A 20,207-nucleotide genomic window follows, 5' to 3' on the forward strand; every position below is an offset into this window, starting at 1 on the left:
TTGTCGGCACGTATCGCTCGCGCCGCCATTGCGATCGAGGAACCCAGTGCAAATCCGCGTACGGCATACGCATGAGCTTCGGAGCCTCACGCCAGTGCAGGGATGGCCAATCTAAGGCATCTGTCTTGAACGGCTACGACAACATCGGCGAGTCCAGGCGACAACGCCAGCAACCGATCGATTGTCGCGCGACCGGCTGCTCCTCCCATTATCTTTGGTTGGTAGTCGAGGCGCGGATCTCTGTTTTGAGCGTAAACTGGATAAATATCTAAACGGATCTGCTTCGCACCAAAGTGGAAGCAAGGCAGAATGGACTCCCCTTTGCTGTTTCCGGACCCAAATGCAAAATTGCCGACACTGTATAATATCGGCCGACCATTATAAATCTCGATCGGCTGAAGGATGTGGGGATGATGGCCGATGACTGCGTCCGCACCCAGGTCGATAAATAGCCGTGCTTTCATGCGGTCTTGCTCGGTAGGTTGGCGCTGGTATGGCAAACCCCAATGTACCATCACGGCGATCCGATCGACCAGTGGACGAAGTTGGGCCAGATCACGCTCGACGAATTCGGGCACATCTTGTGCGGAGCCTGGAAGTTCGCCACGAGCCGCTGTTCGACGGTTCCAGTAATATCCGAGAAGTCCGATGCGGATATCTGCGCCATCAAAAATCGCCGGGTGGTAAGCAGAGCTCTGGTTCCTACCACCACCGTACGGTTGGATATACTGTCGCTCTAACGTGGCTAGCGTCTCAACCACGCCACCCCGACCGCAGTCTTGAATGTGGTTATTCGCGACAGTCATGGCAGCGAAGCCTGCACGACGTAAGACAGAGGCTGACTTGGGGTCCACTTTGTATGAGTAGTTCCGAGTGGTACCTGCTTTCTCAGAGATGGTGGAGAACGGCCCCTCAAGGTTTCCCGTTATCAAAGCGCAGCGTCTAAAGATCGGCCTGACCCAGGCGAAGGCATAGTCTGGGCCAAACCTGCGGATACGATGACGCATCCGCATCCCGGTCATCACATCTCCGACCGCCGCCAAATGGTACGGAGCGCTGGCGGACGAAGAGAGGAACTGTTCAAGTTGGTCCGGGTCGATGAGATCGATGTCATCCGGAATTATGACCTCTGAAAACTTCTCGCGAATTTTTACAACATGGCGCCGGACTTCTTCCGATTCACTGAGGCGGTAGAGGGGTGGCTGAACGGAGGGTGCCAACAATGTCTCAACCGCTGAAGAACTAAAGCCGATCCCACGTTTCTCAAAAACGCTTCGGATCAGTGTTTCGTAACGGCTGCTGAATCTCATTCGGTCTGCATGAAGCAAACACGAGGCAAAGTTCTCCGGAAGTGACCTGAGGGCACGCGTTCGAATTCCGGAAGGAGCATACGGGCTATCAGAAAGTCGTCCCAGCGCCAAAAGGGCAGCTACAACTAACGAAATACAAGTAAGTTCGTCTCCCGGAAAAGCCTTGTGTAGGTCCCACATTGTCGCCGCTATGACTTGCGCGACCAGCGCCTCCGGCGGTGGCAACTCGGCGTCGTCCATACGCGAATCATTGGCAAGAGTATCCGATGGTACGAACTCGGCATCATGACGGAGGTGCCAACACCATACGTAGGGAGTCGACAGCATCGCGGCCGCAAAGTATGCGCTCAAGGCGTACTCAAGGGGACCAGGCCTACTGAAACTGGCGCGCGGTGCATGCAGCCTGTCAGCTTGGATGTCAGCGGTATGGCGCACAACGTGAAACCCGAATGCCTGATATATGAAACTGGCATTGTGCGAGGGGTCGCACAGATAAGCACCGCCTGAAATTCGTGGAAGCCACCCTTCCGCTGTGACTGCACGCCCCGGGCCGAACAGCAATTCCCCACAGAGGGGGATCGAAAAATCATCGAGATTTTCGATTCTTGCTGGATATCGGTATTTGGTCCCTTTGACCGGCACCAACCTAAGCAGATCCCCGTTAACTCCCCCTTGTTTCGGCTGGTGCGCATTAACGATCGCTCTGACCTTCGGCAACGGGCCCTCGCCGAGTGAACGCAGCACTTCGTTCACTCGATGAGCTATCAAGGAGACGTGGTAGTAGACGTTGACCTGGCCGAAGCGTGCCGCGGCCTCACAACTTTCCTGTTCACCAAGAATTCCGCCGCCGAAAGGCTTGAAAACATAGTTACCTTGTTTGTCGGGCAGTGCTTCGCCCATCTCACCCGTGGGCCAGTGAACATCCGTGGCTGGATGACCGATTACGTCCACGTACCGCCCACGCAGCCCTTGCCTCCCCGTGTTTTGGCAAAGATAAGGCAGTTCGACCTCGGTTGAATGCACCCGGCCGCCAGTAAAATCTGAATCGCAACGCTCCCAGACGTAAACAGATCCAGTCGCCATCTTTTTCCCCAAAGCTACTGCTTCTTCTGCGAACGCTGAGACGCAAGAATTCACAAGTCTTGCGCTCCGCAATCCTGCGAACCTTTCGCCGGCGGGTACTGAAATTGATCGAAAGGACATGCCGTCGGTTGCCCTGAGGCCAACTCTCTACAGGGCGTGGAGATTGTCCTTCAACATGCTCTGAGGCCGCATTTTCGCTCCATGGTGGGAAGCTGGATCCGAGTCTGCAGCCCAGCTTCCGGCAGCGTTTTGGCCTCAATTCGCCTGCCCCTGATGGGGGCTACACAAATCAATCTCCTGACGAGGCACATCTATCCGATGCTTGCGACCGGCTTTTTCTTCTCTCCGCTTATTCGAGCTGCCTTACTGAGGCCGCCTGCTGAACCGTTATTCTCACCCGATCCAGCGAGCTCTTGCCGAGCACTCTCCAATGCCTTCGCCGCAGATCCCTCCTTAATCACCTTAAGTTCTTCCGCGACCATATTTGATTTTATGAGACGCCACTTGTCGAGGGAGGCGGCGCGCACGAAGCCGTAAGCCGATGGCATACGGATCATCAGCCAGCCTAGTTTCAACAATTCCTCCGTGAAGCCTCTCACGAACGCCGCCCCGCCGACACGCCGTCCAGTCAGGCGCCTGAATGTCTTGTACGACATTCTTGCACGGGTTCGCGGCTGTCCCGCTTTGTTTGTGGTGCGTTTCAAAGTCAAAGCAACGAGTGTCGCCGCATCACTTAGCGAAACACTCGGTGTTGCAGTCGGCGAAACAGTGTTCATAACCTTACTCTCCTTAGCTTGAGCAGAATCGATAAACTCATCACTGCTATCGAACGTCGTTCGTCTCGGGCCGAACTGAAGGAAACGGGGCCACTTCATCGAACCAGCCATCCTTTTTTGCCAAATACGACATTGCCATTGCGTGCATGGCAGACCTTATTTGCTGTGGCCGCGACTGAGACATAGATGCGAGGGGTTCCGCGGCTAGCTCACCAGATCTCGACAAAAGCGCCATTTTGGCACCCGATCCGTCAGTGCTCCATCTCAAAGTTAGAACCAAACCACCACTCTGTAGGTGCCGACGTAGGTCGGTATCAGTATCAGGCTCGGAACTGACCAATATTAGTCGTGTGGTCGGCAAGGTCGACAGCGCACGGCGGGGCCATTCATCTTCGCTGTTGACAATGAAATAGCCCTGGTTGCCGCACTGCAACACTCGCTGAGCGAGATCTTCGAGAACTGTACCATTGTCTGCATCCGTTCGAGTCATCGAGACCGCACGGCAAGCACCCAGACAAAGACCGCTCGCCCAAAGTCTGTCCGGAGAGGCTGCATAAACCAGGGCTTCCAGGAACGGGTCTCTGGCCAGCATTTGCGGGGTTGTCCGCCGCCCAAATTCCTGGGGTACAGTGTTGATGTAAGCGCCTCTTTTCGACAAGAGACCAACTCTTCGCCCTTCCGCCTGGAACCGATGATCGATTGCTGTCGCCACCGCACCAGTGTGTCGATCGCCGATGACGAGTACGGTGGCAATTTCCGAAGAGCCCGGCTCATTGTACATATTGGCCAGGATTATCTCACTCACATCTCTCGAGGTCCCCGCTCGCGGCCAAAGATGAAACTCGATCCCCGGCCGTGCATTTACCTCGATGACAGTACACCCGACCTCTTTGTATGATCTTGCAATATCGGGCATGATGAGATCTATCCCGGCAATGTTAAGGCCGATGACTCTCACGATGCGCTCGCACAGTTGCATGTTATCTGGATGAACGGAGTTTGTAACATCGACCGGGACGCCTCCACGGGCGAGGTGGCCGGTAGGTCGGAGAACCAAAGGCTGCCCGGAAATTGGGACGGACTCCAGCGTAAGACGACGCAAGGCTAGGTGCCGTAGCAGCTCATCGTCAATCTCTACAGGAGAAAGACGTCTCCCATCTCTGTCGGGTTCTCGGTTCAAATCATGAATCAGGTCAACTATCGTTTTTTCACCGTCGCCAACGACTTGGGGCGGGCAACACATGACCGCCGCCACGAGATGATAGTCAACGACTGTCGCTCGAAATTCCGGGCCGGCGATGAACTGCTCAACCAAGACGCCAAACCGCTCTGACTGAGTAACGTCGTGCGCTATATCGAATGCAGCCTCAACTGCACGGCGTCCCCGCAGTTTAACCGAGACTCCCCGACCCTGATTTCCCTGAACCGGTTTGACCACGACGGTCTTACCCAGCTGTTTGGCGGCAGCGACGGCCTCAGGTTTGGTGCGAACGGTAATCTGACGGGGTACTGTGATCCCCGCTTGCGCCAAAAGTCTGTTGCCCAGCCTTTTGTCCAAGGCCACCTTCGCCGACGCAAACGATGTAGAGCCCGATATCGTTGAGAACAGCTGCTTCTGGCGCTTGCCTTGGCCAAGGCGAAGGTGGTTACGGGCAATGAATTCGAACGGGATGTGATTTCTCTTAGCTGCAGCTACAAGCACAGCGGTCGAATTTGAAAGACGTCGTCTCTTCGCCCGTTCCAGGTTTAGCTCCCGAGTCTGAGCGTATTTCGCTGCCCCGTCCTCGCCTCGCGCCGCCTCACCTATCGCTTCAACGACAGCCGAAGCAGCCGCGCGCGACATCTGCGGGTCATCCGACTCCCAAATGATTGCAAGATGGCTTTCGGACGGATCGCCTATTAGCGACGCCGTCGGCGAAAACGAATAGAAATTCATCGCGCGGCGAAGCTCAAGATCAGCGGACAGGATTGCGTCGGCAATGTAGCGAGGGACCAAAGCGTTTTGTGCACAACCGGGAAACATTTCGGACAGCGCTGAGTGAGCCAGCGCAGTAAAATCGGAGATGCAAGAAACCGCTAGCCGCCCGATATTCAGGGTTAATTTGACCACCGTGTTCGTGCTATGCACATTAAGTCCCGATAGCACCTTAAAACTGACAATCTCAATTTGTCCCAACTCTTCAGATAGGCTGACCATAACCCCACTTTTGACCCCGGATGTTCACGCTCCGCCTGCTTTTCGACCGTCGCCCACAATACAGACTTCCTGACCACGCTTCCGCTGCAGCCACTTCAAATGCATCTCGAAACGGGCATCGCATCGATGGGCATGAGCGGCTTCGGCAAGACCCGATGTGAAGGGGCGAAGATGTGGCGCATTCCACCACATTTAAGCACGCTTTATCTCTGATCCCCCGCGTTCAGCCTAAACGCTACGGCCGCAGCATCCGGAAGTCGCGTTCTTATTCTCTTGAAAGACCAGTGGATTTCCCGCCGGCCTGATCCGGACAATGCAGCTGGATGGTATGTGGCCTCGCGGGGAGATGTCGTCATGCATTCGAATGGCAGAGATCCAGACATTATAGTGTTAATAGCCGTTAAAAGTCGTCAGCTTGGGTATGTATTTTGGGCATCTAATGCTATTTATCTAATCATATTTATCCAATCATATTGGTTATTGGATAATCGGTTGCAAATGGAGAGGAGTATAGAAAAGGGCTTAATCTTATACATAGAACAGAAAAGACTTCTAAATGCCATCCAAATGTAAGTTGGGGGGTTCATGTCCGTTTCAAGAATTAAGCGCGGGCGCCTGAAGAGAGCTAAACGAGCATTCGCCACCCGCCGGGTCGCCGCATCTCACATGCGCACACTCGTTACCGGACCTATACAGCCCGTCGCTGGCGATCTTGTTTTGGCGCGCGTTGATGAACTCGGCAATCACAGCAGACTGGAGCTCATCTGCGGGCGAAAGGCGATCATGTTTCGCGGAGATGAGATAATCCTCTGTTATGGAAACAGGTACGCTCCTGACCAGTTCGAGGCGGTAATAGGCCCCGATCTGGGGCCGTGCGACTTGGTAGCGGGGGGCGGCATCGCGGCATGTGAGCTTTCCAGGCATGCTCGCATGCTGGCGCCAACCAAGATCACCCCGCTCGGCCTGATTGGCGACAAGTTCGGCCGCCGGCTAAACGTGTGGGATTACAAGGTCAGCTCAGACGATTTACCCCCTTCCCTGCCGATTGTTCTGTCGCTTGGGACGTCAATGAACGCCGGCAAGACATTGACGGCAACGTCATTGGTCCGAGGGTTCAAAAAGGCGGGACTGAAGGTCGCGGCACTGAAAATTACAGGAACTGGCTCGGGTGGCGACACCTGGATTGTGCGGGATGCCGGAGCCGACATCGTTCTTGATTTCACAGATGCCGGATTTGCAACGACGTATTTAGCCCCGGTAGAGTTGATTGAGAAGGGTGCTTTCCGCCTACTGAACCATGCCGCCGAAAATGGATGTGACGTCGCTGTTATTGAGATTGCCGATGGGCTGCAGCAGAAGGAAACTTCCGAGCTAATTCTGGCTGAATCTTTTCGGAGCATGGCTCTTGGCGCGATTTTCGCTTCCTATGACGCGATGGGAGCAAAGTATGGAGTTGATACCCTCCGCGCTGCTGGCCACAAGGTACTTGCAATTAGTGGCAGGATCGGCCGATCGCCGCTCGGTGTGAGGGAGGCTGAAGAAGCCACTGGCCTGCATGTCTATTCCCCATGGGAGCTCCAGGATGGGGCACTCAGCCCCGTTCTAAAGGCTCGCGCTTCTGAAAAACTGGCTAACGGACAGGGCAATAATCCATATCTACGGCGTATTGCTGATTCCCCAAATCCAATGACGGCACTCGACCAGGGTCGAGCCTATTCTTCCCAACTGCGAATTGATTTTTTGGGGAAGCTCGCGCACGAACTGATTCTGGCAGAGTTGGGAGAAACACCTGGCCCCGGAAGGCCTGCCAGTGACAGCAGGGCGACATGGCCCAGTCCCTTTGGGAGCGTCTCGGTCACCTTGCCCGAGTTGCTATCGCAAAGCTCGAACCCCGCATTTATGTCGATCCAGGCGCCCGCTGAGTTGATTGAAGCGGCAGTGCTGGCAAAAACCCGTGGAGCCCTCAAGTCATCTCTGGGCAGCCTGGTCCAAGCCCTCGGGTGCCCTCCCCTGTCCGCCACCCAAATGTACAACCTCGTGAGCGGAGCTTGGTCGATGTTCGAGGCAGTTGATCACGATGAACACCTTTGGGCAGCAAATCGGCTTCAGCCAAATGTTCTTGCGGGACCTGCTTTGAGCCCTCATGACGATTTGGATGGGATGATCATGAATTTCTCGGGAATTTTCAACGAGGACCCCGACCAGCATGCCCCGCTTGGACGGGCATGAAAGACGGTGTCCTTGCTGAGAACACGAGGTAGGCGGCGGTACAGCGCCCCCCTCAGCGAAATGTGGCGAAGGTCGATACCTGGCCTTGCTGCGGTTGTGGGTTTTGGTGTCTGTATCAATGCGCTCCGATTTGCTGGGCCGCTTTATTTTATACAAATATTCGACCGGGTCATTTCCAGCCGCAGCGTGGAAACCCTCGTTATTCTGACCTTGGCCGCCTTGCTCGCTCTGGTAACCGGCGTCGTGCTGGAAGCCATTCGTCGTCGTATGCTTTCCCGCTGGAGCGTTTGGATCGAGCACCACTTGACCAGCCAGTCCGTGAAAGCCGGATTGACGGCAGGCGTCCCCAATCCGCCGCTTCTGACCAGCATCGAGAAAGTCTCCAGCTTTGTTGAGCGAGGGCTAGCTGCTTGGCTGGACGTGGTCTGGGCTCCCGTTTTCCTGTTATGTGTATACTTGATCCATCCTGTTCTCGGCCTGATCGCGTTGGCAGGCATGGCTTTGCTGACAGGTATGAGCCTGCTCAAAGAAAAGATCACACAAGAGCCCCGCCAAGCTGAACGTGAAGCTGCCAAGCAGGCGAAAGAGGTATTGATCTCAGCGGAAAGGCACAAAGACGTAGTCGGCGCCTTCGCAATGGCCGACGCGATCGCCGGTCGCTGGGGTAGGAACAGAGTAGATGGCTTTTTGCAGCGGGAGCGGCTTAATGCCAGAGGATCGAGCCTTGATGCAGCGATCCGGGCGCTGAACCGTTGCGTTTACATAGTTCTATTGGCATCGGGCATCTGGCTGTTCCTGAACGATTCGGCGTCCCTCGGAGGCGTATTTGCAGCCCGGCTCATTGCCAGATTTGCTTACAGAATGGTGGAAAAGGCAGTTCGGGAGCTCAGAAGCCTCAGGGAAGCGCGGGAGGGATACTCCAAGATCAAGGCGGAGCTTGCCAAACCGTTGGACGTAGAGCCGTCTCTGCTTCCTGGAACGCCGCAAGGCTCGTTAGTTCTCGATCAAGTTACATTCAGGCATGCTGGATCGCGAGCAGACGTATTTAGGAAACTGTCGCTTTCTCTGGCTCCTGGGGAATTGCTGCTGGTCATAGGACGTGCAGCCACCGGCAAGACGACGCTTTCGCGTCTTCTCATTGGTTTGCTCAAGCCCCGCACCGGTCAGATCCGCTTGGGAGACATGGACATAACCAGGCTTCCGGATAATGTTAGAGTTGGAGGCATCGGCTATTTACCTCAGCACGTTGAACTTTTTGAGGGAACCGTCGCGGAAAATATTGCACGTTTTCAACAAAGTTCTATCGATGACGTGGTTTCCGCAGCAAAAATAGCCGGAATACACGAAGTTATCATTCGTCTGGGCCAGGGTTATGACACTTTGCTTAACGACTCGGTCGGCCTGTCCGGGAGTGAACGGAAGCGAGTAGCCCTTGCCCGCGCGCTCTTTCGCGCGCCGAGACTTATTGTCTTGGACGAGCCATTCGCCAATTTGGACGCTGCCTCGAAGAAGACCCTCGAGTCGGCGGTTAGGCTTATGAAGGATGCGGGAAGCTCGGTAATTGTCACCATATCCGGACAGACCAACCGTCTTGCCGGATTAGTTGATAGGTCGCTGATCCTAGGAAGTCGATCGCCTGAGCTCACCGAAGGTTCGGTTCCTCCCGTTCGCTTCGGGAAAACTGAATTGCGGAGCGTTAAATGATAGCTACGCTCGCCCGTGACACCGAACACTCTGGTACCCAGCAAGCCGAGGATCCGCCGCCGTTTGGTAGGCGTTTAGTGATCTCTGGTTTCGCGATTGTCGCTGCCTTCTCGACTCTGACCGGCATGTGGCTTGTCGCGGCACCTATCCAGGGTGCGGTCTTGGCCACCGGGGTGGTGAATGTCGCGTCAAACGTAAAGACAGTTCAGCACCTCGAAGGCGGCATCATATCAGAGATATTGGCTCAAGAAGGAGATCGCGTGTCGCCAGGCCAGGTGTTGATACGATTGCAAAACACCGCTTCGGCGGCTGCTGCAAATGAAATCAAGGCGCAGTGGTACGAGGCGAAGGCTACGGAAGCGCGCTTGGTCGCGGAAAGAGATGGAAAGGACTCGATCGAAATTCCGCCTGAATTGAAAGCGTCCGGCAAATTGGCAGCGGATGCTGTTTCCGGGCAGGAGAGTGTCTTTCGGACACGTCAAAACCTCTTCAGAGAGCAGCTCTCCCTGCTGCAGCAAGCAACCGGAAGCATGGCGAAGGAGATAGAGGGTTTTGAAGGGCAAGTGGTAGCGGCTACCCGGAAGCTCGAGCTGATCGAGGAGCAATTAGGTGATGTGCGCAGCCTGTACGAAAGGAAGTTGGTAGTCAGGACGCGCCTTGTAGATTTGGAAAGAGAAAAGGCGGACGTGGGAGGTGCCCTAAGCGGGTATGTAGCGTCGATCGGCGCGACCCAGCAAAAGATGGAGGAGACGAAATTCAAGATTGCCGAACTTAGCGCCTCGACGACGGCCGATATCGTCGAGACACTAGGAGAAACCCGCGCCAAAATATACGAATACGAGCAGCGAATGGCCGCTGCTGATGACGTGGCGACGCGTACCGAGATACGTGCTCCTATCGGAGGCACCATAGTGGGACTTAAGGTCCACACGAACGGAGGGGTCGTAACGGCGGGAGAGCCGCTGATGGACATCGTCCCTCAGGAGGATAGCTTCGTTGTTGTGGCAAACGTTGACCCCCTCGACGTCGATCAGGTGAAAGTGGGGCTGCACGCGACGGTGTGGCTTAGCGCTGTGAACAGACGTTACCAGCAACCGATGAGCGGTGACGTTCGCACTCTTTCAGCTGACCGGCTAATTGACCCTCGGACCGGTCAGGCTTTTTATTCAGTCCGAATTGTTCTGAGGCCGGAGTCTTTGAAGCCTGGAGCATTGCAAGCTGGAATGGGCACACAGGTCATGATCGAAACTGGAGCGAGGTCCGCATGGGAGTATCTCAGCGCGCCGGTCTATGCCGCTATGGGACGTGCTCTTCGTGAATAAAGAGAAACGAGCAATAGACAAAGACTTTTACGCTCCCGTTCAAGTATAATTGGGGCGAGTATCGAGTATTATGTCCTCTTCCAGATTCGCGGCCACCAGTCGACGCATCGCCGCCGCTCGGCCCTGTCGACGGCGCGCATGCGCAGGCCGAACTCGACATTCTCGCGCACGGTGAGGAATGGAAACAGCGCCAAGCTCTGCCAGGCCATCGGCGTGTCCCGCTGCCAGGTGACGGCTTTCGTCGATCAGCACGGCCATTGAACACCAAGTGTCTGGATCGCTGCCATTCGAATGCACGACGACGTCGCTCCCGACAGCCACATATCATCCAACTGAAACGCAATTTGTATTTCATTTCTTTGATTAAGGTCATCTCAATAAGGGTGGAACCATGGCCAGCAACGCCAAACTCGCTGAATCAGCTCGCGAAACGCCAAAGCTTAACATGAAACCGATCGAGGAGATTGACAGCAAGCAAATCTCCACGGCAATCCGACAAAATCGGCCGTTTGTTGTTCGAGGCTGGGTTGCAGCCTCCGACGGTTGGGGATTGGATGACCCCAAATGGGCGCGGCATACCGGGCAGGTTACGGTGGTTCCAGGGGACGAGACCACGGTTTCCACTGCATCCTATGTCTTACGCAAGAGCGGGATGACACACGAAATGACCTTTCGTGAGTTGTTCGAGCGGATCCTAGGCCAGGGGGAATGGCAACCACTGATCGATGCAAACGAGCGCTACTACATGTTTGGCGGGAAAGTCCCGAGCAGTCTTCTGGAGGCATTGCCTTGGCCAAGCGACCTGGAGTTCGTTGGCTCGTCTCCCTATGTTGCTTCCGAAGGGGTTACCGCCAAGGCGCATTATGATCATTGGTACGCATTCCTGGTGCAGCTACACGGGACAAAAGCCGTAAAAATGTTCCCCCCTTGGGATTATAGTTTCATCTATCCGCAGCATGAAAAGACGGCCGACAAGCCCAGGCGGGCGCTTGTGGATTTGAATAATCCCGATTTTGACCAGTTCCCGTTGTTGAATCAACTGCATGGAGAGATTGCCGTACTGAATGCAGGTGACGTTTTGTATATGCCGGTCGATTGGTGGCATGAGGTTGAAACCGAGGGATTCTCTGTCAGCATCAACCGGCGTTTGAGACGGAGTGCGCTGGACTGGGCCGGCGCACTGCTTGTATTCGGCTATCAGGTCCTGCAAGGCGCATACCGTTACGGCATCGAACCGATCCCCACCGACGAAATTAAGACTCTGGCCCAGCATGCCTATGTTGAGTGGAAGAGCGACACCGGCAAAACGGAATACGATCAATGGTGCGCATTCCTGGCGCAGTTGGGGCGGGACCAAGCAAAGGCGTTGCGGATCCCCGAAGATCTCGGAGTCCTCATGGCGCGGTGGTTTCAGACCGAGCAAGACCTAACGAAGGCAGAGTTTGAGGCGCTCTCGCATCCCGCGGTTGGACTACCTGTTCGGCAGTGACCTTGCCCCCAGTTTCTATCCAGTTTTGAGTTCGTTTCCGGCGTGGGTTGTGCCCTGCTGGGCGGGTGAAGCGACGGGCGCTGGCGCGGAGCCTTTGGCACAGCGCAGCGCGAGCGACCGTCGCAGATTGAAGGTGGTGGCGAACTCGGCCGGTGTCTGCCAGGCGATTTGGGAATGCGGCCGCGCGGTGTTGTAGTCGGCGCGCCACAGGGCGATGGCGACGCGTGCCTGAGCCAGCGAAGTAAACAGCGTCTCGTTGAGCAGTTCATCGCGCAGTCGGCCGTTGAAGCTCTCGATGAAGCCATTCTGCATCGGCTTGCCGGGCGCAATGTAATGCCATTCGATGCGGTTCTGATCCGCCCAGGAGAGGATGGCGTTCGAGGTGAACTCGCTGCCGTTGTCGCTGACGCTCATTCTCGGCCGGCCGCGCTCGGTGATGAGCCGGTCCAATTCTCGGGCAACCCGCATGCCCGAGAGAGACGTATCAACGATGAGTGCCAGGCACTCTCTCGTGCAGTCGTCGACGACGGCCAGGATGCGGAAGCGGCGCTCGTCTGTGAGCTGGTCCGATACGACGTCGAGCGACCAGCGCTCGTCGGGCCTCAGCGGCACCACCATCGGCGCCCTGGTCCCGATCGCCCGTTTGCGGCCGCCACGGCGGCGAACGGCGAGCTTCTCCTCCCGATAGAGCCGGAACAGCTTCTTGTGGTTCACGACCAGGCCCTCCCGCCTCAGCATCACGAGAAGACGCCGGTAGCCGAACCGGCAACGCTCCTGCGCGATCGCCTTCATCCGCTCGCGAAGCTCGCGGTCGTCCGGCCTGTTGGTCTCGTAGCGAACCGTCTTGCGGCAACAGCCGATGGCTTTACCCGCCCGCCGTTCGCTCATCCCGAAGCCTTCCTTCAGGCGAGCGACAGCTTTCCGCTTGGCCGCGGGCGTCACCATTTCTTTCCCACAAGATCCTTCAACGCGGCATTGTCGAGCATGGCGTCGGCCAGGAGCCGCTTCAGCCGCGTGTTCTCGTCCTCCAGAGCCTTCAGTCGCCGAGCCTCGGAGACATCCATCCCGCCGAAGCGGGCCTTCCAGTTGTAAATCGAGGCGTCGCTGACCCCGTGCTTGCGGCACAGATCGGCAACCGATACCCCGGCCTCATGTTCCTTCAAAATTCCGATGATCTGATCTTCAGAGAAGCGGCTACATTTCATGTCCTGGTCCTCTCGATGGGCCAGAACGAACTTCAAACCGCATTAGATCAGAGGGGCAAGGTCAACCTGGCCAATGTTTCGGCTTAAGAAGCAGGGACGGAAGCCGCACCGAGCTTCGTATAAGCCGAAGGAACGCCGCGTTGACTAGCCGATAACCCACTAAAACCGTGGATTTATTGAAACCGCACGAGCATATTACGGGTCGGGCGCGCAGTGGTTGAAAATGCTTGCGTCGCGCTATGTTATTTGCATGCTGCGCCGTTTCTTTCTCTGTCGTTCGTGGCGCTGGCATGCTCTGATCCCTCAAAAAGGATGTGTCATTGGTTTTCAGTTTTTGAGACCGGCGGTGGGCCTATCGTTTGTCCGCTTGCCGAACAGGGAGGAAGACAATGGACGGAGAATCGCATTCCAAATCAAGGCGAAGCTTCCTGAAGTCGAGCGGACTTGTCGCCGGGCTGACGGCGACGGCGGTTACCGCTCCCTGGGTTCGAAGGGCAGGAGCCGCTGACACAATCATCTGGAAAATTCAAACCTCGTGGCCGGCTGGCGTCGGACTTGAAACTTTCCAGAGCTGGTGTGCGGCCATCAAGGAAAAGACCGGAGGCCAACTCGAATTTCAGCCGTTCAAGGCAAAGGACATCGTTGGTGACTTCGAACTCCTCGACGGGGTGAAGAACGGCGTTCTGGAAGCGATGAACTCGTTTTCACTTTACTGGGCCGGTAAGCTTCCCGCTGCGGCGTTCCTCTCCTCTTACACGATGGGGCTACGCTATCCGCACGAATGGGACATCTTTTTCTATTCGAAAGGTGGTCTGCAGGCCGCGCGCGACCTTTATGCGAAACAAGGTCTTTACTACGTCAACCGCATTCATCACGGCCCGAACATCATCCACTCAAAGACACCGATCCGCTCGATCGAGGATTTCAGAGACCTGAAGCTGCGCGTACCTGGCGGCATGATCGCCGAGACATTCGCAAAAGCCGGCGCCAAGACGACGCTGCTGCCGGGCGGCGAGGTGTTCTCCGCGCTGGAGAAAGGCACGATCGATGCAGCCGACTACACTGGGCCGGCGGTAAACTGGGCGCTCGGGTTCCAGCAGGTGACCAAGTACATTTCCATGGGCCCAGCCGGTCTGATGTCCGTATACCAGCCCGTCGACCTGATGGACTTTGCCGTCAACATGAATGTCTGGAACCAACTCCCGGACAACCTCAAGAAGTTCGTGGAAGACGAAATCCAAGTCTATTCCAATGTCCATTTCGGGGCCATCCAGAAGGCCGACATGGGGGCCTGGCAGAAATTCCTGGATGCCGGCATTGAAATCAATCGGCTTGGACCGGAGGACCTCCAGAAGTTCCAGGAAATCGCGGTGCCAATCTGGTTCGAGTGGGCCAACAAGGATAAGGACGCGGCGCGCATCTTCAAACTGCAGCTTGAGGTGATGGAGAACCCGACCGTCGGTTATGTGACGCCGGACATGTATCAGGGATTGTCGATCAACCTCTGAGGCTCTCCGCGCCCGTCCTGTCCGGGCGGGCGCACTCTCCTGCAAGAGGCAGTCGCCGATGCCCTCACTCACATTTGTGCTGCCGCACTGGCTATACTGGTCAAGCCTCGTGCTTTTCCCGCTCGTTGCGGTCTTCCTTGTCCATCGCGAGCGGGCACAGCGCGATGCCGGCCGTCCAAATCTCTTTCTTGCCTACCTGTTCCTGGTCACTGCAGGCTTCCTCGGCATGCACCGGTTTTATCTGAAGAGCAGGTGGGGATTCATTTTTATCCCGCTGTTCATTGCAGTGCTTTGGACGAGCGCCCAGGTACGCGACGGACGTGAGGCAGTGTCGCTCGCGCGATCCCAGAGCGAACACGCCGAAAGGCTGTTGCCGCGTGCCAAGGCAGATGTCGCAGCCAGCAAAGAAGGCGCTGCCGATCGCCTGGCGAAAGCTGAGGCAGACGCCACGGTGGCGCGCGATAATCTGAGCGCCGCCGCCCATGGGCTCGAGCGCGCCAACAGCATCGGCCGAATTGCCGGACTTCTGCTTGGTCTCGCTCTCGCAGGCGACGCCCTTCTAATACCCGGTCTTGTGCGGCGCGCCCGCACCCGTGAGATCGAGCGCGCCGCGGCCGACCATCCGCTCGTAGTCGATGTGCCAGCCACGCCCGTCAAGCAACCGCTCGCGTTGTTCCAGCCGGTCGACTGGCTGGTACGCGTGACGGGCGAGTTCGTCGCGTATTGGTCGGTTCTCGCAGTGGTGGCGTACTACTACGAAGTGGTGGCCCGTTTTGTTTTCAACTCACCGACCAACTGGGTACATGAAAGCATGTTTCTTATGTTCGGCATCCAGTACATGCTGGCAGGCGCCTATGCCTACCGTGACGAAACGCATGTCAGGGTAGACATCGTCTACAGCCATCTCTCCGAACGCGGTCGTGCTGTCTGCGACATCATCACCTCGGCCTTCTTCTTCTTGTTCACCGGCACCATGCTGGTCACAGGATGGCGATTTGCGAGCGATGCCACGGCTGTTGGCGAACGCTCATTCACCGAATGGGGCATCCAATACTGGCCGGTAAAGCTCGCGATCCCCATCGGGGCAGCGCTCCTGTTGCTTCAGGGCCTATCCCGGCTGATGCGAGACATCGCCACTGCATTTGGAAGGGTCGGCTGAGCGATGGGCCTCGAGCTTCCGATCCTGTGGCTCAGCATATTGATGTTCGGGGGTCTGGGCGTACTTTTGCTGCTCGGATTACCGATGGCCTTTTGCACCGGCAGCCTTGCCGTGCTTTTCCTCTTTCTGTTCGGCAATTCGGCCATGCTGAACATGCTGCCGTCTCGGGTCTTCCCGTTCATGACGGATTATCAGCTCTCGGCGGTGCCGCTTTTCATCTTCATGGCCGCGATTCTCGAGAAGGCGGGCATCATCGAGGAGCTGTTCGATGTCGTCTACAAATGGCTGGGCGGACTCAAAGGCGGGCTCGCATCGGCCACGGTGATCTCCTGCACGCTGCTGGCCGCGATGGTCGGTGTCGTCGGGGCGACGGAAGTGACGATGGGCATGATCGCGCTCCCGGCCATGCTGCGCCGCAACTACGACGCCAAGCTCGCCTGCGGCTCGCTTCTTGCTGGCGGGACCCTTGGCATTCTCATACCCCCTTCCGTCATGGCGATCGTCTATGCCGTCGTGGCGCAGCAGTCGCTGGGCGAGCTTTTGATCGGGTCGGTATTTCCCGGGCTGCTGCTGTCCGGGATGTATGTCGCCTACGTGACGGCGCGCTGTTACATCGACCCCAAACTCGGCCCGGCGTTGCCGCCGAACGAGCGCATTGACTTCGCCCAAAAACTCAAGCTTTTGCGCCGGACGTTCATGCCGATACTGCTGATCCTGCTTGTGCTCGGGGTCATCTTCGTGGGCATTGCCACGCCGGTCGAAGCCGCCGGCATCGGTACGTTCGGGGCTTTCATCGTCTGCGCCGCACATCGGCGCCTGACCTGGGACACGATCCGGGAGGCCTGTGTCGCGACGCTCAAGGCCACGGCGATGGTCATGTGGATATTCTTCGGCGCCACCATGTTCGTCGGTTTCTTTATCCTGAAAGGTGGGCAGAACTTCGTAGCCGAATCGATACTCGGAACAGGCTTGGCGCCTTACGGCGTTCTTGTTCTGATGATGATCATTCTGTTCGTCCTGGGCATGTTTCTGGACTGGGTGGGCATTCTCCTTCTCACCGTACCGATATTTCTGCCCATCCTAAAGACACTCGAATTCGGCGGCACGTTTGGGCTGGCCGGTGTGGCTCCTGAAGACGTGCCACTGTGGTATGGTGTCATTTTCATGGTCAACATGCAGATGGCGTTCCTTAGCCCGCCTTTCGGCTATTCGCTGTTCTATCTGAAGAGCGTTGCGCCGCCGGAGATCTCGATGGCGACGATCTTTCGATCCGCAGTCCCCTTCTTGTGCCTGCAGGCGATCGGAGTGGGACTGTGCATCGTGTTCCCCTCAATCGTCGTCTGGCTCCCGAAGGTCATGTACGGAGGCAATTGACCACATTTGCGGCTTGCCGACACCGAGGATCAGTCGAATTTGATAGCTTTTCGCTTGAACGGCGTCACCTTTTTGCCTTCCTTTGCGCGTCGTCATGAGATCGCTTCTTGAAACAATCCTGGCTGCGAGTGCGGGTGTATCGCACTCGACCAGTCTTGGTTATCTCGCCTACGCCGCCCCGGGAATGCCGCGCCATCTGTCCTTGCCGAGATGGCCAAGGAACCCGCCGCCGATCAGATCGTTTCGCGATAGATCAACCGGACGAGGAGAGACATGCTCGAAATTCTGCATGCTCACAATCGCGGGACACCGAACACGGGCCGGCTCTGCCAGTTCGGGGCTTGGCGCGATGCTGCGTGACGATGCTGCGTGACGTCGATTATGTCCTGCAAAAACTGACTGGATGCGCGGCGAAGGCATCTGGCCCAACGGCTTGCGATATCTGTGGACCGATGCATTCGGGGTCGTGCTCTACGTCTCGCTTTATGCGGAAACTGGCGAAGAGCGCTGGCTGGGCGAAGCCGAGCGGCTGGTGGCCGATGTCGAGCGTATGCTCGGCCGCCGGCGCGGACTGAGGATCGGCGAAGCGGCGGATCGCGACGGCCAGTATTTCCACTATCTGGCGATGTGGCTGTTCGCCCTGGCGCGTCTCGGCGATCTGAAGCCGGAATACCGCAAGCGCGGCATTACGCTGGCGCGGGACATTCACCCGGCGTTTGTGGTCCCCGGCCGCGGCGTGATCTGGAAGATGCAGGAGGATTTGAGCGGTCCTTACCCCGGCTACGGCCTCGGCAGCATGGATGCCTATGACGGCTACGTCTCTTACCGAATGCTCGACGACGAGGAACTGGCGCCCGAGATCGCGCAGATGCGTGACCTGATGGAGCGCGATTGGCGCAGCCTCGACATCGACCAGGACCTCGGCCTCGGCATGATGCTGTGGCTCGCCCATTTCTTTCCCGACGAGCCGTGGGCCGAGGCCCAGACGAGGCGTTCGCTGCGAACTCTGGAAACGATGTGGGTCGACCCGCCCGGTTATTTCAGCCGCGCGCCATGGCTGCGCGATACCAAGTTCGCCTTCACCAATTACGGCGTTTCGCTCGGCCTGCAGGCCGCCGGTATCTGGCCGGGGCGTGTCGATAGGCTGAACGCCTTCTTCGAGGACTGGCGCTCCGGCGACGAATACGACCGCGAGGCGATCACCTGGGTGATGGCCTGCACCTCGCACCTTCCCGGTGCTTTTCTAACCCGGGGTGGCGAGACAATGATTGAAAGCGACCAAGCTCGGGAACGTTCCTCCGCCGGCGCGGTTGTCGATGGAAGTGCATGGAGACGCAAGGGGCGCGGTTGAAATGGCCATTCTCTTGGGAAAACCGGGAAGCTGTTGGGTGGCGGCAGCCGCCTCCACGAACTATCCCCAGCTCGAAGGTCCAATCCGTGCGGACGCCGTAGTCGTGGGTGCTGGAATTGTCGGGCTAACGACGGCGCTTCGGCTTTGCGAGGCGGGCCGGTCGGTGGTCGTCCTCGAAGGCCTGCGCACGGGCGGACAGGTAACCGGCCGCTCGACGGCCAAGATCACCACGCAGCATGCACTGATCTATCGTCATCTCATCGACACCTTCGGCCGGGACCTGGCGCGGACCTATGCCGATGCGAATTCCGCCGGCGCCAAACAGATCCGCGATTGGGTTCGCGAGTACGCCATCGCCTGCGATCTCGAGAGCAAGGACGCCTATAGCTACACCTGCGATGAAAGCCGGCGCGCGGAGGTCGCGGCCGAGGCGGAGGCCGCGCGCCATGTCGGGCTGGAGGCCGATCTCCTCGACCGCGCGCCGCTGCCTTTCGAAACGGCCGCGGCATTACGGTTCCCCGACCAGGCGCAGTTCAACCCGGCGATGTATCTGGTTGGCCTGGCGGAAGCGGTGACGGCCCGTGGCGGTCGGATCTTCGAAAACAGCCGCGCCACCTCGATCGACGAGGCAAGCCGCTGGCGCGTCGTCACCGATGGCGGCGCCGTTGATGCCGGGCACGTCGTCGTCGCCACCAACATGACGGTGAAGAGCCCCGTCGGCATGGCGAACCGGACGCAACCGCGCTGCCACACCGCCATGGCCTTTCGGATCGATGATCCCCTTACTGTCGACGGCATGTTCATCGGCATCGACGACCCGACGCATTCCATCCGGACGGGCCGTGATGCCGAAGGTCCACTGCTGGTCACGCTCGGCCCCAAGTTCAACACCGGCTGGGACGGCGACGTGGCGAGGCGGTTTGTCGAACTGGAAAAATGGGCGAGAAAGAACCTTCCGGTCGGCGACGTCGCGTGGCGCTGGTGCAATGAGGATTATGATACGGCCGACAGGATTCCATATGCCGGCGAGCCCGATCCCGCCAAGGCCGCCGGCTTCCACATTGCCACGGGCTTCAACGCCTGGGGCATCACCAACGGGACGGCCGTGGGCGCGATGATCGCCGACCTGATCTGCGGCCGCCCAAGCCCATGGCAAAAACTCTACGATCCGGCCCGGCCCTATCCCGAGGACTTCCACAAGAACGGCCGCAGTCAATCGATCGTCTCGAGCACCCACGACATTGCGCCTGGCATGGGTGGCGTGATCGTCAGGGGAGACGAAAAGATTGCGGCGTGGAGAGACACCGAAGGCGCACTCCAGGCGGTTTCGGCGATTTGCACCCACAAGGGCTGCACCGTAACCTGGAACAATGCGGACCACACCTGGGATTGTCCCTGCCACGGCTCGATCTTCGCCGCCGACGGTTCGGTCATCCACGGCCCTGCCCGAAAACCGCTTGCCCAGATTACATTGTGAAGGCGGCGACCGACACGGCCCGC

The 20,207-nt window shown here is 57.6% G+C and carries 15 protein-coding genes; 9 read left to right on the plus strand and 6 right to left on the minus strand.

The genetic code is table 11. The features are described from left to right. Positions 1 to 86 precede the first annotated feature (86 nt). From NKJ32_RS12720 to NKJ32_RS12730, 3 genes are all read right to left on the minus strand, one after another. Positions 87 to 2,393, minus strand: coding sequence for a CapA family protein (locus tag NKJ32_RS12720; protein WP_352827712.1), 2,307 nt, complete (start codon positions 2,391 to 2,393; stop codon positions 87 to 89). A 311-nt stretch (positions 2,394 to 2,704) separates the two neighbouring features. Further along, positions 2,705 to 3,169, minus strand: a complete 465-nt coding sequence (locus NKJ32_RS12725) for a hypothetical protein (RefSeq protein ID WP_352570600.1) — start codon at positions 3,167 to 3,169, stop codon at positions 2,705 to 2,707. Between the two features lie 46 nt (positions 3,170 to 3,215). After that, entirely contained in the window at positions 3,216 to 5,366 is a 2,151-nt protein-coding gene (locus NKJ32_RS12730) for an ATP-grasp domain-containing protein (protein WP_352827715.1), read from the minus strand. A gap of 930 nt (positions 5,367 to 6,296) precedes the next feature. Between NKJ32_RS12730 and NKJ32_RS12735 the strand changes: the two genes are divergently transcribed. The 3 genes from NKJ32_RS12735 to NKJ32_RS12745 are packed head-to-tail and all read left to right on the plus strand — an operon-like array spanning position 6,297 to position 10,621. Then, entirely contained in the window at positions 6,297 to 7,595 is a 1,299-nt protein-coding gene (locus tag NKJ32_RS12735; protein ID WP_352827718.1) for a hypothetical protein, read from the plus strand. 60 nt (positions 7,596 to 7,655) lie between these two features. Next, on the plus strand, positions 7,656 to 9,299 hold the full coding sequence (locus NKJ32_RS12740) for an ATP-binding cassette domain-containing protein (RefSeq protein ID WP_352754714.1): 1,644 nt from the start codon (positions 7,656 to 7,658) through the stop codon (positions 9,297 to 9,299). Then, positions 9,296 to 10,621 carry an HlyD family type I secretion periplasmic adaptor subunit gene (locus NKJ32_RS12745; protein ID WP_352570604.1) on the plus strand — a complete coding sequence of 442 codons (1,326 nt, stop codon included), beginning with the start codon at positions 9,296 to 9,298 and terminating at the stop codon, positions 10,619 to 10,621. The genes NKJ32_RS12740 and NKJ32_RS12745 overlap by 4 nt, the downstream gene beginning before the upstream one ends. Positions 10,622 to 10,689: 68 nt before the next feature. Here the strand turns inward: NKJ32_RS12745 and NKJ32_RS12750 are convergent, their stop codons facing one another. Then, positions 10,690 to 10,830 (minus strand): hypothetical protein, encoded by a 141-nt coding sequence (locus NKJ32_RS12750; protein ID WP_352570605.1) that lies wholly within the window; start codon positions 10,828 to 10,830, stop codon positions 10,690 to 10,692. Positions 10,831 to 11,012: 182 nt separating this feature from the next. Between NKJ32_RS12750 and NKJ32_RS12755 the strand changes: the two genes are divergently transcribed. Further along, entirely contained in the window at positions 11,013 to 12,110 is a 1,098-nt protein-coding gene (locus tag NKJ32_RS12755) for a cupin-like domain-containing protein (RefSeq protein WP_352570606.1), read from the plus strand. A gap of 15 nt (positions 12,111 to 12,125) precedes the next feature. Here NKJ32_RS12755 and NKJ32_RS12760 read toward each other — a convergent pair. Then, positions 12,126 to 13,315 (minus strand): IS3 family transposase gene (locus tag NKJ32_RS12760; protein ID WP_352570607.1). Its coding sequence is split into 2 segments (ribosomal slippage): positions 12,126 to 13,066 and positions 13,066 to 13,315, totalling 1,191 coding nucleotides; the frame shifts between segments, so codons are not numbered across the junction. Positions 13,316 to 13,704: 389 nt separating this feature from the next. On the opposite strand from NKJ32_RS12760, the gene dctP reads away from it, so the two are divergent. The 3 genes from dctP (at position 13,705) to NKJ32_RS12775 (ending at position 17,356) form a co-directional block, all read left to right on the plus strand. Then, entirely contained in the window at positions 13,705 to 14,823 is a 1,119-nt protein-coding gene (dctP, locus tag NKJ32_RS12765; RefSeq protein ID WP_352570608.1) for a TRAP transporter substrate-binding protein DctP, read from the plus strand. Between the two features lie 109 nt (positions 14,824 to 14,932). Continuing rightward, positions 14,933 to 15,982 carry a TRAP transporter small permease subunit gene (locus tag NKJ32_RS12770; protein ID WP_352570609.1) on the plus strand — a complete coding sequence of 350 codons (1,050 nt, stop codon included), beginning with the start codon at positions 14,933 to 14,935 and terminating at the stop codon, positions 15,980 to 15,982. 42 nt (positions 15,983 to 16,024) lie between these two features. Beyond that, a complete protein-coding gene (locus NKJ32_RS12775) occupies positions 16,025 to 17,356 on the plus strand; it encodes a TRAP transporter large permease (RefSeq protein WP_352827743.1) in 1,332 nt (443 codons plus the stop codon). A gap of 168 nt (positions 17,357 to 17,524) precedes the next feature. On the opposite strand, the gene NKJ32_RS12780 is transcribed toward NKJ32_RS12775, so the two are convergent. Then, positions 17,525 to 17,647: a hypothetical protein gene (locus NKJ32_RS12780; protein ID WP_352570610.1), complete on the minus strand. Its 123-nt coding sequence runs from the start codon at positions 17,645 to 17,647 to the stop codon at positions 17,525 to 17,527. 112 nt (positions 17,648 to 17,759) lie between these two features. Between NKJ32_RS12780 and NKJ32_RS12785 the strand changes: the two genes are divergently transcribed. Together NKJ32_RS12785 and NKJ32_RS12790 are read left to right on the plus strand one after the other, a co-directional pair. Next, positions 17,760 to 18,707: a hypothetical protein gene (locus NKJ32_RS12785; RefSeq protein ID WP_352827723.1), complete on the plus strand. Its 948-nt coding sequence runs from the start codon at positions 17,760 to 17,762 to the stop codon at positions 18,705 to 18,707. A 1-nt stretch (position 18,708) separates the two neighbouring features. Next, the gene (locus NKJ32_RS12790) at positions 18,709 to 20,184 is read left to right on the plus strand and encodes an FAD-dependent oxidoreductase (protein ID WP_352570611.1); all 1,476 of its coding nucleotides are present in this window, start codon (positions 18,709 to 18,711) and stop codon (positions 20,182 to 20,184) included. Positions 20,185 to 20,207 lie beyond the last annotated feature (23 nt).

Origin of the sequence: Mesorhizobium sp. M0159 (assembly GCF_040322295.1) — a bacterium.
Lineage (GTDB): Bacteria > Pseudomonadota > Alphaproteobacteria > Rhizobiales > Rhizobiaceae > Mesorhizobium.

What these genes read in the sequence shown, in the direction of transcription:
- NKJ32_RS12790 (WP_352570611.1), top strand. Translation starts at nt 18,709, where the DNA reads ATGGCCATTCTCTTGGGAAAACCGGGAAGCTGTTGGGTGGCGGCAGCC.
- NKJ32_RS12780 (WP_352570610.1), bottom strand. Translation starts at nt 17,647, where the DNA reads ATGCAGAATTTCGAGCATGTCTCTCCTCGTCCGGTTGATCTATCGCGA.
- NKJ32_RS12785 (WP_352827723.1), top strand. Translation starts at nt 17,760, where the DNA reads ATGCGCGGCGAAGGCATCTGGCCCAACGGCTTGCGATATCTGTGGACC.
- NKJ32_RS12775 (WP_352827743.1), top strand. Translation starts at nt 16,025, where the DNA reads ATGTTCGGGGGTCTGGGCGTACTTTTGCTGCTCGGATTACCGATGGCC.
- NKJ32_RS12740 (WP_352754714.1), top strand. Translation starts at nt 7,656, where the DNA reads ATGTGGCGAAGGTCGATACCTGGCCTTGCTGCGGTTGTGGGTTTTGGT.
- NKJ32_RS12735 (WP_352827718.1), top strand. Translation starts at nt 6,297, where the DNA reads ATGCTGGCGCCAACCAAGATCACCCCGCTCGGCCTGATTGGCGACAAG.
- NKJ32_RS12745 (WP_352570604.1), top strand. Translation starts at nt 9,296, where the DNA reads ATGATAGCTACGCTCGCCCGTGACACCGAACACTCTGGTACCCAGCAA.
- NKJ32_RS12730 (WP_352827715.1), bottom strand. Translation starts at nt 5,366, where the DNA reads ATGGTCAGCCTATCTGAAGAGTTGGGACAAATTGAGATTGTCAGTTTT.
- NKJ32_RS12720 (WP_352827712.1), bottom strand. Translation starts at nt 2,393, where the DNA reads ATGGCGACTGGATCTGTTTACGTCTGGGAGCGTTGCGATTCAGATTTT.
- NKJ32_RS12725 (WP_352570600.1), bottom strand. Translation starts at nt 3,169, where the DNA reads ATGAACACTGTTTCGCCGACTGCAACACCGAGTGTTTCGCTAAGTGAT.
- NKJ32_RS12750 (WP_352570605.1), bottom strand. Translation starts at nt 10,830, where the DNA reads ATGGCCTGGCAGAGCTTGGCGCTGTTTCCATTCCTCACCGTGCGCGAG.
- dctP (WP_352570608.1), top strand. Translation starts at nt 13,705, where the DNA reads ATGGACGGAGAATCGCATTCCAAATCAAGGCGAAGCTTCCTGAAGTCG.
- NKJ32_RS12755 (WP_352570606.1), top strand. Translation starts at nt 11,013, where the DNA reads ATGGCCAGCAACGCCAAACTCGCTGAATCAGCTCGCGAAACGCCAAAG.